The following is a 12,740-nucleotide window of genomic DNA, read 5'->3' as shown; positions in this document are numbered from 1 at the left end:
TATCCCCTTTTATCGTGGTGCATTAAGATCATAAACCCCATACAAAACAATTTCTAGAAAATAAATTGTTTCATCAAAGTTTAGTAAAAATAAGACCCAAAATATTTAATAATGCTCAATCTAATTTGGGCTCAATCCAATCTGGAATATGATCACAGCCTATCAATTGTGCATAATCAAGGCGTGGACGAATGACTGCATAACGCGTATCCTGAACCAGAACTTCCGGCACCAAAAGTCGACTATTATAAGTGCTTGCCATCACTGCGCCATAAGCCCCTGCTCCTGTTAACATCAAAACATCACCCGCTTTTAACACTGGTAAAGAACGTTCCAAACCTAAATAATCACCAGTTTCACAAATAGGACCGACAATATCAGCATTAATCAGAGGGGCATCTATTGGTGTTTTTTTCACTGGCATTACATTTTGCCACGCATCATAAAGCGTTGGACGCATGAAATCATTCATCGCCGCATCAACAATAACAAAATTTCGTCCTTCCCCCTTTTTAAAATACACAACCGATGTCACCAACACACCGGCTTCACCAACAATACTACGCCCAGGTTCTAGGATAATATTGATCCCTAAAGGCGCAATATGTTTCTTTACCAGTGCTGCATACTCAAAAGGAGAAGGTACTGGATGCTTCTCATAACCATAAGGAATACCAAGCCCGCCCCCAATATCGATATGGGTTATCGCATAACCATTATTCCATAATTGACGCACAAAATCTGCAACAATAACAAATGCATCTTCAAACGGTTTTAAATCACAAATTTGACTGCCAATATGGAGATCAACACCACACACATGAAGACCAGGCAATTGAGCTGCTTTTTTATATACATCACCCGCCAAAGACAGTGGAATACCAAATTTATTCTCAGACTTACCTGTTGTAATTTTCTTGTGAGTCTTAGCATCCACATCAGGATTAATGCGTAAAGAAATACGAGCCGTTTTTGAAAGCGCAGCAGCCCGCGCCGATAATTGTTCAAGTTCTGGCTCTGATTCAACGTTAAAACAATAAATATCTTGTGCAAGAGCAAAATCTATTTCTCTCACTGTTTTACCAACACCAGAATAAACAATATTCTGCGCAGGAATACCAACAGCAAGTGCACGCCGTAATTCCCCTTCTGAGACCACATCAGCTCCCGCTCCATTGTTAGCTAAAAGTTGTAAAACTGCTTGATTGGAATTCGCTTTAACCGCATAAGCAATTAAACTCGGCATATCATGAAATGCATTCTGATAATCTTTAAAATGTGCAACGATTGCGCTAGCTGAATAACAATAAAAAGGTGTTTCAACTTCTCGCGCAAGTTCCAAAAGAGAAAGACCTTCAGCGTGAAGCACACCCTGATGATAAGAAAAAAAACGCATAAAAATTCCTATTGTATTAACCGATCAAGAATAAAAGGTTTATCTGTTTTACCTTGAGAAACAAAAGTTCCTTGTGAAGAATTCACTCCTGTTGAAGGAGGTAACTCTAATGACCCTTTACGCCCACACCCAACGATACCCAAGCCCCCAAAAAGGACAATTATCAACCCCTTTAATATAATTTTCATCTGTCCTCTTTCCTCATCTCGATCTCTTTGTTACCTTTAAAATACAATCACTCAAGCGCTCACGAGACGCTTTTTCCAATACGCAATTTGCCGAAGAACCTCTGAAGGCGCTGTTCCCCCAAAGCTTTTACGACTTTCAACAGATTTTTCAACGGTCAAAACATCAAAAAGTGTCGCATTGATATCAGGACAAATTGCTTGAAGTTCATCTAATGATAAATCATGAAGGCGACACTGTTTTTTTTCTGCCAATGCCACAGCACACCCTGTGATGTGATGTGCTTCGCGAAAAGGAATCCCTAAATTGCGTACAAGCCAATCCGCAAAATCTGTAGCTGTTGCATACCCTAAATCCGCTGCTTGTTTCATGGCTTTTTTATTCACTTTCAAATCAGCAATCATCCCTGTCATTGCTGCTAGTGATAATTCCAAACTCAAAGCCCCATCAAACACATATTCCTTATCTTCTTGCATATCCTTTGAATAAGCAAGCGGTAATCCTTTCATCACCGTTAACAATCCCATAAGTGCACCATTCAATCGACCTGCTTTCGCTCGTACTAACTCTGCCGCATCAGGATTTCTCTTTTGTGGCATAATGGAAGACCCTGTTGAAAAAGCATCTGATAAATGAATAAAACAAAACTGTTCACTTGACCAAAGAATTATTTCTTCTGCTAAACGTGAAAGATGTGTTGCACAAAGAGCGCCAGCGCTTAAAAATTCCAATGCAAAGTCACGATCTGAAACACTATCAATTGAATTGCGTGTAGGTTCGCGAAAGCCTAGCGCTTTTGCTGTCATAAAACGGTCAATTGGAAAGCCTGTCCCCGCTAAAGCAGCCGCCCCTAAAGGCGATTCATTCATTCGCTCAAGAGCATCACGCATCCGCGATAAATCTCGACCAAACATTTCAACATAAGCCATCATATAATGACTCAATGTTACGGGTTGAGCCAATTGTAAATGCGTAAAGCCTGGCATAAAGGTATCAACATGTTGTTCTGCGCGAATAAGTAATTGCTCTATCAATCCTTTTAAAGCTTGTGCTATCTTTTGCGTTGCTTCACGTACCCACAAGCGAAAATCAACAGCAACTTGATCATTGCGTGAACGCGCCGTATGCAAACGCCCAGCTACAGGACCTATCAATTCGCTCAGCCGCGCTTCAATATTCATATGAATATCTTCAAGCTTTCGTGAAAAAACAAATTTACCGTCTTCAATTTCTTGGCGAATAAGTTTCAAACCATGAACAATTTTTTCATAATCTGATTGTGAAATGATTTTCGTTTGCGCTAACATAGCTGCATGAGAAAGAGAACCTTCAATATCTTGTCGATAAAGTTTTTGATCAAAATCAATAGAAGCATTAATTTCTTCCATAATTGCAGCAGGGCCTGCCGCAAACCGACCACCCCACATTTGGTTCTTTAACTTCTCATCTGTCATATTCTGAAAACACCCATCCAAAGGACAAAATTATGATTTTTCAAATTTTCATCAGCAAAAAAAACAATAAAAAAAGGCAACTTTCCCTTGCATTCTTTATCATTGCATTGAGTTTATACGCAACCATAAACTACGATACCAAAAGAGAGTTTTTTCTTTTCAATTTCATTTCAGCAGCACAAGCACAAGAAATAAATACTGATAAAGCACGAGCAGAAAAAATGATGGCGATACGAAAAGCAGCAAAAGGCTTTTTTAGCCACATACGATTTGCTGATACGCCCTCAGATATGAATAAACTCTCTTTCAAGGATATTCTAGGAAAAGAGCACACACTCAGCGAATTTATCGGAAAACCAATGCTGGTCAATCTATGGGCTATTTGGTGTGCACCTTGCCGCACAGAAATGCCTGAACTTGCGCAATTAAAACGTGAATTAGGTGGAGAAAACTTTGATGTCATAGCTATAAATATCGATAAAACTGCTTCTCCTGAAAAAATTCAGCAATTTTTACAGAATATTCATTCAGATAATTTGCTTTACTATCGCGATGAAACAATGGATATTTTCAACAATGTTAGAAAACAGGGGCTCGCTTTAGGACTCCCCATTACATTGCTCATTGATAAAGAGGGATATCTCATTGCTTCCTTCAATGGTGCAGCTCCATGGGCCAATGACGATGCCAAAGCACTTATAAAAGCAGTCATTAAAGAAGCCCTATAACTTTAATAACCGCGTCTTTTTAAACGTTGTATAACAAGATCCAGTGCTGACAAAAAAGCAGAACGGTCTTTACGAGAAAAAGGACGGGGACCACCTATTATACTGCCCTGTCCACGCAAATCTTCCATCAAATTGCGCATCGCCAAAGCCTGACCAATTGAATTTACATCAAAAATACGCCCCGTTGGCGAAAGACAAAAACCCCCAGCTTGCACAACCCGCGCTGCTAAAGGAATATCACTGGTAATAACGATACTTGCCTCATGCACATGTTCTACGATCCAATCATCAGCACCATTGAATTCACCAGCAACGACCACTCTTTCAATGAGTGCTTCATCTGGAAGGGACAAAGAACGATTTGCCACAACAAATGTCTTAAGCTGATAACGATTCATCACACGATAAACTTCATCTTTTACAGGACAAGCATCTGCATCAATCAACAAAGTGATAGCAGGCTTTATTGGGATAATCATACCTTGGCTTTCAAGCAATAATAAGCTCTTTCATTTATCTGAATGTTGCAAATCCTTGCGATAAAACATTATCGCCGCGTTTATTTCTCCTCCCAAAATAAAAATTGCACTCAATATGTACAGAAAAATAATAGCAACCATAATAGATGCCAACCCTGCATAGGTAGAAATATAATCAAACATCGTTAAATATTGCGCAAAAGCGATAGAAGCCATAAACCATATAAACATTGTCACCACTATTCCTGGTAAAATATCTATAATTTTCCGCCGCCCTGCTGGAAGCCATTTATGAACAATCAAAAGACTGATAAACAAAATAACGATTGCAACTGTATAACGCCATACACGAATAACAGCAATATATTCAGTCATAAAAAAAGAATGATTTTGCATAATTTTGATCAACAAAGGCGCCAGAATCAATAAAAAACTAATCACAACAAGACCAACAGCTCCAAGGATTACAAAAAACAGACTTTGAAAACGACAAAATAACAAACTCCGTCGATCAGTAACACGGTAAGCTTTATTTAAAGCCGTACGCAAAGCCTCTATCCCATTAGAAGCAAAATAAGCCGTTCCAATGACAGAAAGCGTCAACACACCTCCTCGATGAATGGTTAAAACATTAACAATTTCCTGAGATAAAGGCTCTGCAATAACATCAGGCAATAACTGCACCAGTGCTTTAATTTTCTGCGGTGTATAAGTAAAAGCACCTAGAAAACGAGCAAACGATGTTCCAAAAATAAAAAAAGGGAAAAATGCTAAAAGCCCCGATAGCGCAACATGGCTTGCAAAAGCACTCCCACTATCACGCCAATAATGACTTACTGCGTCACCAAAAATACGATAGCTATACCAAAAGATATTTTTTAACAAAACTCAATACTTTCTGGTAAAACTCTTCCTCAGTCTATTTCAAGTTTTATAAAAATCATCAAAACTCTGCAAATAAACATTTTGCAATGTTGCAATATAAAGGTTAATAATCAATACGGTCAAGCCCGACTTTATACGAAAACAAAAACAATAACCCACTCTATGAAGTTCTACAACGACCTCATTTTTTTGTTACTTCTACAGATCAGTAACCTCTTCTGTACATCATATGCCCTATAGAGAGCTAAGCAAGATGATCGTGCACACATAAAACCTTTTAAAGTCATGATTATCTGTATCGGAGCAATCGCCCCTCCTTTTTATTGCAATCTATGACTGAAGAAAGAAAAAACTTCTTATTGATTTCTAGAAAAAACCAACGAAATTCAACAAAACCCCCTTGCTTTTATTCACCCTTTTTTAGAAACACTCTGACGTCCAAAATCAGGAGCATCAATTTCCTGGCCAGCATCAATAATATTGCGACGTACAGCACGCGTACGTGTAAAAAAGTTAAACAGTGTCTCACCATCTCCTAAATGAATTGCCCGTTCTAAAAAAGCAAGCCCTTCACTAAAACGACCCAACATTTCTAAAATAGCATCTTTATTATGCAAACAAATATCTCGCCACATAACGGGATCAGAAGAGGCCAAACGCGTAAAATCACGAAAACCAGAAGCGGAATAAGCAATCACTTCCGAATTTGTTACTTTTTCTAAATCACTCGCTGTCCCAACAGTATTATACGCAATCAAATGGGGTAAATGTGAAACAATAGCCAAAACAAGATCATGATGCTTAGGTTCCATCTTTTCGACACGCGCACCACAAGCTTCCCAAAACGCTGTTAATTGTGCGACAGCAGCAGCATCGCTATCCGCAAAAGGCGTTAAAATACACCAACGATTCATAAATAAATCAGCAAAACCAGCATCCGGTCCTGAATATTCCGTTCCAGCAATTGGATGCCCTGGAATAAAATGAACCGTTTTGGGCAATAAAGGTGCCATTTCCGCAATAACCAACGCTTTCGTAGAACCAACATCACTCACAATCGCTCCAAGTTTTAAATGATCACGAATGGTTTTTGCCACTTCTGCACTAGCCCCAACAGGAACAGAAAGAATAACTAAATCTGCTCCTTCAACAGCTTTTGCATTATCTGTCGTATAAAAATCCCCAAGCTCCAATTCACGCGCTCTTTTCAGGGTTTCTGGACGACGTGTTGCAATAGAAATCTGAGTCGCAAGATTTTTCTTTTTAATCACTCTTGCTAAAGAAGACCCAATCAGACCGATCCCAATGAGTGCTATTTTTTCAAACTGAATATGGAGCATCTTTCACCTTCAAAGATTCTTTGCAAATGGCAATAAAGACAATTGTAAAATCACAATTTTCTTGTTTGTTTGTTCAAGAGTTATGCGTAAAACATTAAAAAATGACAACTAGGGAATAAAGAATAACGCAGTTTACCAATTATCACCTGCGCAAGCTGACAACAGATCACTTTACCTAGAAAACACATAAAAAATAAATGACGAGAAATCTAACATCACGCTCTAAAACTCCCTCTTAATTACTGATCAAAGCGCATCACCGAAACAAAATAAAATGCACTCTCAATTAGGATAACAACGACTCTACATAAAATCCCATCAGTTTACTTTATCTTACTAATTTACTCACAAAAAAACACATCAAAAGCGTAAGCAGACACTAACTCTTCTCCAATTATCCCGATACGTTCATTAATTTGTACATTAGACCTATATAAAAACGTATTGCGCCTCCACCTACAAACATCAACATAAGTTTCGCGAATATTGAAAACACCGTAAAACAACGCATACCAACAGATACCATTAAAAACATTTTCCTCTCCCGATTCCGGATACCATAAATCAAATAAATATGAGAAAAACACGCCCTCTCAATAAAGAAAAAGTTTGATAACAAAAACACCGAATATCCCTTTAATGGAATCACACCCCTCACGTAAAACAGAACGCCCTCAACAGAATAAATTTGGATTATAAATTCATGGGTTTGTTTTAAAAAGCATCTCGCTCCCTAGCCTATCTCACGACAGTGTTCGTAAATGTTATAACTATAAATCTATTAAGCACGACCCTCTTCACACTTAATAAAACACTATCATTATATTTTCCTACCCCCAATGTTGCAAAAAACCTTGGAATTTGAGAGCATTCATAAGAGGCATTTTTAGTGCTTTCTTGTACAGCTTTTATCCACACGCCCCCCCCTTATGACGTGCAAAAGACATTGTTCTGATTGATTTAATATGAAAAATAATAAATTATTAATAATAAACAATGGCTAGCTCTGTTTATGAGACACATTCATTGCTAAGATAATCATCTCTGTATCAAACATAAAAGTTTCCCCATAAGTGCTGTCGTTTTCATCATAATCTATTTTGACCTTCTCCTCATCCCACGAAGATTCTTAATTCATACAGATCTGCACACTATTCACTTTCTTGTCTAAAAGATTCCTCTAGCTCACTATTTTATGTGATTCAATTAATCTATAATATATTGATTTATAAAAATAACAATTTTTTTCAATTTAAATCATAACTTCGAATACTGTAAAATTCTTCCATCACAAACCCTCTTATCAATTAAAATCTCTTGTCTACACGTCACAAGAAGACATGTGAGCAAAATGATGAAAAACGCTCTCTAATGCTAAAAACTGTAGCAACATTAGAGGCTAGCAAAGTATATAATGAGTGTCGACTTGCACTTTTATTAAGCGTAAAGATAAAGTTGCTCTATGGGTTTTATATTCTTCACAAGGAACTTTACTTCTACACCATTCATAAACACCGACGCGAAATAGATATGACGCGCATTGAAAAATATTTCTAAGAAAGCGTATGAATCTACCATACAAGTGTCTTCTGTTGTTTGAGATACTCTGTTTTACATGGGGGTGTTACTCCATTAAGACTCTATGAACCAACCTAATATTCACCAAATACCCACACAAAAAACACCGAATGCGTAAAATTTCACCTGAGCCTTATATTACTAACCTAAAGAACAGTGTTTTGCGGCACAATAAGATAATAAAACTGTATCAAGATTGTCTTTTTAAGGAAAGTTTTTATCAAACTTTCAAGCTCTTAAAACGCCTTCTCAAAAATAGCGTTCCTTTAACCTCTACCTGATAACGCAAAAGCTGTAATTGCTGAAAATGCTTCTGTATTGTATTTAAAATAAAAAATCATAATATTTTTAAAACACTAAGCGGCCATCTGGCGTCGTGCAATAATTGTAAGCCCTAACAAAACTTGACGAATGATAGCTTCAGCCAAAAGCGGATTTTTACGGCTGTCTAAAACAGCACTCTGAATTCTTTCCATCGCATAAGAAATTTGCTCTAACTTCCAATATTTTAAAGCTTGTTCAACGATCTTTTTCCGTTGAAAAAAAATGGGAGGACGAGCTTCAGAAACCACCGTAAAAGACGATTTTCCTTCAACCTCTACCTGATAACGCAATAGCTGTAATTGCTGAAAATGCCTTTGAGCTGTACTCAAAATTAAAAAAAGTGCCCCCTGCACTGCTGCATGTCGGTTAAAATGCGCTTCAAAGCCTGATATATCGCCCAATAAAAGAGCATCAATGACTTCATCTTGAGAAAGAACACTTACATCACTTACAACAGCTTTCACATCTTCAAGAGTAATATGAACATTTGCAGCGTAAAGACAAAGCTTTTCTAATTCACCTCGTGATACAAGGCGATCCGCCCCTAAACATTCATGCAACCATCTACGTGCATCTAAAGAAAGAGTCTTCTTAAACTGTCCTAAAACCTCATCAATCAAACCGTCAAGAGACCGCATATCATCGGCAAAACAGGGCAAAGCCATCGCTTTTGATGCTGTTTCAATAGCATTGCGTAACCCTGTTCCTTTTTTTAAATCCCCTGCCTCAATGAGAATAAAACAAGCTTCTGGTGGTTTCTCAATTAAAAGCTTTAAAGCAGCAAGAAAACCTTTTTGGTTAGCCGCATTAGAGATCCATATCAAACGATCTCCCCCAAAAAGCGATAACGTACGCGCTTCATTTTCCAAACGTGCAGGATCTTTATCAATTTCAGCTGCATCCAAACGAACTGTTGAAAATGGATCTTCTATTGCCACCCGTGTAAGCTTAGCAAAATGTTGTGCACGCTCACAAATAAGACCACGATCTGGCCCATAAATGAGAACAATAGGAAAAGCACGTGAAAAACGCATTAGAAACTGATCAACTTCATGTGCTTTTTTCTGAGCCACACTATTAATCCATTAATAGTTCATCATCATCAAGAACTTCCCCGCGAACTTTCTGAAACATGCCAATTAAATCATTGACATCCAAGCCCTTCCGCTCTTCATGACAGACATCCAAAATCACTTTTCCACCATGCAACATCAAGGTACGATCGCCATAATCAAGAGCTTGACGCATAGAATGAGTCACCATGATAGTTGTTAATTTTTTCTCTTCAACGATTTTTTCAGTCAACCGCATCACAAAATCAGCCATTCCAGGATCAAGTGCTGAGGTATGTTCATCAAGCAATAAAACATCCGCATGTGCTAACGTTGCCATCACAAGACAAACTGCTTGGCGTTGCCCACCTGATAAACTATCCATAGGATTATGAATATACGCTTCAAGACCAATGCCTAATTGAGCAATTTTCTCTCGAAAAAATTGCCGTTTCTCATAATTTAACGCCGCACGCAAACCACGACGACTTCCTCGAAGAGCAGCAAGAGCCAAATTTTCTTCAATTGTTAAAGAACCACAACTTCCCTCTAACGAATCTTGAAAAACACAAGCAATTTTTCCAGCGCGTTCACTGACTGATTGCCTAGAAACATTTTGTCCATTGATAACCACTTTCCCTGTTGAAGGAAGCGTTGCACCCGCTAAAACACTGAGCAAAGTTGATTTACCAGCACCATTTGAACCAATAACCGTAACAAAACTACCCTGATCAATTTTCAGGTTAATATCAATTAAAGCCTGTTTTTCCAAAGGTGTTTGCGGTTTAAATGTGACCCCAACATGAAAAAACTCAATCACGTTTATGCCTCCTCCAATAGCGTGGCACAATAAGGGTTAAAATAACCAACAGTGAAGTAATCAACTGAAGATCTGTCGACGTATCAATACCAATGCCATTTGCTTCAAATGCAAATTGCACCGCCACACGATAAAGCACAGACCCTACAATACAGCTGATTATAATCCAAAAAATATTGCGCGTACGAAAGAGAGTTTCACCGATAATCACGGCTGCCAATCCAAAAACAATTGTTCCAATTCCACCGGTAATATCTGTTGCAATCGCAGTTTGAATATAAAGAGAACCACCAAGTGCCACACACGCATTGGAAAGCCCCATTCCAAAATATATCAATGCTGATGTATGAACACCTTGCGCCGTCGCCATACGTGGATTAGCGCCCATTGCACGCATAGCAAGACCAATTTCACTTTCCAAAAAGCGCCAAATCAAAAACGCCATAACGAGCAACACAATACCAACGAAAAGAGGACGCACAAAAATATCAGACAAACCAAACAGATTATAAAAGGGCGTTAACGCCGTATCAGCAAGAGCTAAATTAACATTAGACCCTCCCATAATTCCCATAATACGAAGATTAACCGTATAAAGTGCCGACATTGTTAAAATAGAAGCTAAAAGATTCAAAATGCCAAAACGCAAATTCAACATAGCTGTTAATAAACCAGCCACCATACCTGCACAAAAAGCGCATGCCATAGCTGTCCATGCATTGAAACCCAAGAGAATCAAAACACCACAGACACAGGATCCAAGAAGAAACGATCCATCAACCGTTAAATCAGGAAAATCTAAAACCCGAAATGAAAGATAAACCCCTATAGCAACAAACGCATAAATAAGGCCTAATTCCACAGCACCAGAAAACGCAAATATATTCATGTAAAGACAATCCCCATGAAAACTTAACGTATTTTTATTGTATCAACACTCTATCAATAAAAGTTATTGAATCACTTTTGTTGCACGGTCAATAACTGCCTGCGGAATAATAATCCCTGCTTTTTGGGCTGCTTTCAAATCAATTCGAATGTCATTATTAGCCGCCTGCACAACATCAATATCACCAGGCTTTTCACCCTTTAGAATACGCACAACCAATTTCCCAGCATCAACCCCTACATCATAGAAATTCACACCTTGCGTCATAAAAGGCCCACGCCCGATAGTATTAGCATCAACAGTAAATACAGGCATATTGGCTTCCTCTGAGACCTTTATTGCACCTTCTAAAACAGATAAAATCGTATTATCAGCAGGAACAAAAATAATATCGACCTTACCGATTAAAGCGCGTGCTGCTGCCTGCACATCTGAAGGCTTTGGTGCCGATGAGGGAATAATTTCAATTCCAGCTTTTTTTGCTACATCCTTTAACGTTTTAAGTGTCGAAACAGAATTTGCCTCAGAAGCATTATAAAGATAACCAATTTTTTTCAAATCTGGTTTTACTTCTTGTAAAAGTCTAACACTTTCTGCAACATCTATACGATCAGAACTCCCCGTCATATTACCGCCAGGTTTGGTAAGTGAAGAAACGATTTTAGCTCCGATAGGATCAGAAATTGCTGCAAAGACGATAGGAATTGTTTTTGTTGCCGCAAGCATCGTTTGTGCTGAAGGCGTGGTAATTGCTACAATAACATCGGGTTTATCACCAACAAATTTACGCGCAATTTGCGTTGCTGTTGAAATATTACCCTGCGCTGATAAAAAGGTAAGTTGAAAATTTTCACCTTGCTTATAACCATTTGCTGCAAGCACATCTTCCACACCTTTACGAACAGCATCCGCAGCAGGATGGACCATAATTTGCGTTATTGCAACTTTAACGTGTTTAACTTGGTCATCGGCCTTTGCAACACTGTTCATCATAAAAACAGTTGCAATGATAATCCCTAATATATTTATTCTCTTCAACATTATATTCCACCCCTCTCCATGCAAAAATTAAAAAAGGAATAATCTATTACTGAAGAATTTTCTAAAATCAATCTTTATTTCATTTTATTTAAACATGGACAAAATAAATCAAACTAAAATGATATTTTTTTGTTGCAATTCGTAGAAGCCTACGCCATACAGACAAGACATATATCGAATCGGTAAGCGGGTGTAGCTCAGGGGTAGAGCACAACCTTGCCAAGGTTGGGGTCGTGGGTTCGAATCCCATCGCCCGCTCCATTGAATTTTGTATTTATTCGTTCTTGTATGGAGTTATAGTGTAGCTTGCCAGCGGTTTTTGTATATTTTGCCACTGTAGCTTGCCAGCAGGTTTTGTATATTTTGCCACTAGGTTTTGTACCAATTTATTTTTTTCAAAGAGTTTTTAAGGTGTTCTCAAAGGGTCTTCAAAGACCTTTCAAAGATCATTTAAAGCCTCTTTTTCTTTTCTGCTCAAAATCGCAATTTTTGATGATCAATCATTGAGTTGGAATCGTATTATTTGAGAAGCAGCGTATATAAGATGGTATGACTTCTTTTAGCATAA

At 38.1% G+C, this 12,740-nt stretch carries 11 protein-coding genes and 1 tRNA gene; 2 read left to right on the top strand and 10 right to left on the bottom strand.

Going from position 1 to position 12,740, the window contains the following annotated elements; all coding sequences use genetic code 11:
• Positions 1–115: 115 nt before the first annotated feature.
• From lysA to argH, 3 genes are read right to left on the bottom strand one after another with little or no spacing between them, the layout of a single operon-like run.
• Positions 116–1,396, bottom strand: a complete 1,281-nt coding sequence (lysA, locus tag ACFINK_RS06280; protein WP_375628585.1) for a diaminopimelate decarboxylase — start codon at positions 1,394–1,396, stop codon at positions 116–118.
• A gap of 8 nt (positions 1,397–1,404) precedes the next feature.
• Positions 1,405–1,584 (bottom strand): LPS translocon maturation chaperone LptM, encoded by a 180-nt coding sequence (lptM, locus tag ACFINK_RS06275; protein WP_375622099.1) that lies wholly within the window; start codon positions 1,582–1,584, stop codon positions 1,405–1,407.
• A 51-nt stretch (positions 1,585–1,635) separates the two neighbouring features.
• Positions 1,636–3,036 carry an argininosuccinate lyase gene (gene argH / locus ACFINK_RS06270; protein ID WP_375612734.1) on the bottom strand — a complete coding sequence of 467 codons (1,401 nt, stop codon included), beginning with the start codon at positions 3,034–3,036 and terminating at the stop codon, positions 1,636–1,638.
• 32 nt (positions 3,037–3,068) lie between these two features.
• Here argH and ACFINK_RS06265 point away from each other — a divergent pair, with 32 nt between their 5' ends.
• The gene (locus tag ACFINK_RS06265) at positions 3,069–3,764 is read left to right on the top strand and encodes a TlpA disulfide reductase family protein (RefSeq protein ID WP_375612735.1); all 696 of its coding nucleotides are present in this window, start codon (positions 3,069–3,071) and stop codon (positions 3,762–3,764) included.
• Between the two features lie 2 nt (positions 3,765–3,766).
• Here the strand turns inward: ACFINK_RS06265 and ACFINK_RS06260 are convergent, their stop codons facing one another.
• The 7 genes from ACFINK_RS06260 to ACFINK_RS06230 form a co-directional block, all read right to left on the bottom strand.
• Positions 3,767–4,243: a YaiI/YqxD family protein gene (locus ACFINK_RS06260; protein WP_375612882.1), complete on the bottom strand. Its 477-nt coding sequence runs from the start codon at positions 4,241–4,243 to the stop codon at positions 3,767–3,769.
• Positions 4,244–4,273: 30 nt separating this feature from the next.
• On the bottom strand, positions 4,274–5,128 hold the full coding sequence (locus ACFINK_RS06255) for a YihY/virulence factor BrkB family protein (RefSeq protein WP_375628580.1): 855 nt from the start codon (positions 5,126–5,128) through the stop codon (positions 4,274–4,276).
• Between the two features lie 410 nt (positions 5,129–5,538).
• Positions 5,539–6,468: a prephenate/arogenate dehydrogenase family protein gene (locus tag ACFINK_RS06250; protein WP_375628578.1), complete on the bottom strand. Its 930-nt coding sequence runs from the start codon at positions 6,466–6,468 to the stop codon at positions 5,539–5,541.
• 1,934 nt (positions 6,469–8,402) lie between these two features.
• Positions 8,403–9,443 carry a DNA polymerase III subunit delta gene (gene holA, locus ACFINK_RS06245; RefSeq protein WP_375628576.1) on the bottom strand — a complete coding sequence of 347 codons (1,041 nt, stop codon included), beginning with the start codon at positions 9,441–9,443 and terminating at the stop codon, positions 8,403–8,405.
• A gap of 4 nt (positions 9,444–9,447) precedes the next feature.
• Entirely contained in the window at positions 9,448–10,242 is a 795-nt protein-coding gene (locus ACFINK_RS06240; protein WP_375628574.1) for an ABC transporter ATP-binding protein, read from the bottom strand.
• Positions 10,235–11,131 (bottom strand): ABC transporter permease, encoded by an 897-nt coding sequence (locus tag ACFINK_RS06235; RefSeq protein ID WP_375612210.1) that lies wholly within the window; start codon positions 11,129–11,131, stop codon positions 10,235–10,237. The genes ACFINK_RS06240 and ACFINK_RS06235 overlap by 8 nt, the downstream gene beginning before the upstream one ends.
• 63 nt (positions 11,132–11,194) lie before the next feature.
• Positions 11,195–12,172 (bottom strand): ABC transporter substrate-binding protein, encoded by a 978-nt coding sequence (locus tag ACFINK_RS06230; protein WP_375612209.1) that lies wholly within the window; start codon positions 12,170–12,172, stop codon positions 11,195–11,197.
• A 186-nt stretch (positions 12,173–12,358) separates the two neighbouring features.
• On the opposite strand from ACFINK_RS06230, the gene ACFINK_RS06225 reads away from it, so the two are divergent.
• Positions 12,359–12,433: transfer RNA gene (locus ACFINK_RS06225), tRNA-Gly, on the top strand.
• Positions 12,434–12,740: the final 307 nt, after the last annotated feature.

This window comes from Bartonella sp. AA16NXGY (genome assembly GCF_042197325.1).
Taxonomy (GTDB): Bacteria; Pseudomonadota; Alphaproteobacteria; order Rhizobiales; family Rhizobiaceae; genus Bartonella.
This window is presented reverse-complemented; position numbering and strand designations above follow the sequence as displayed.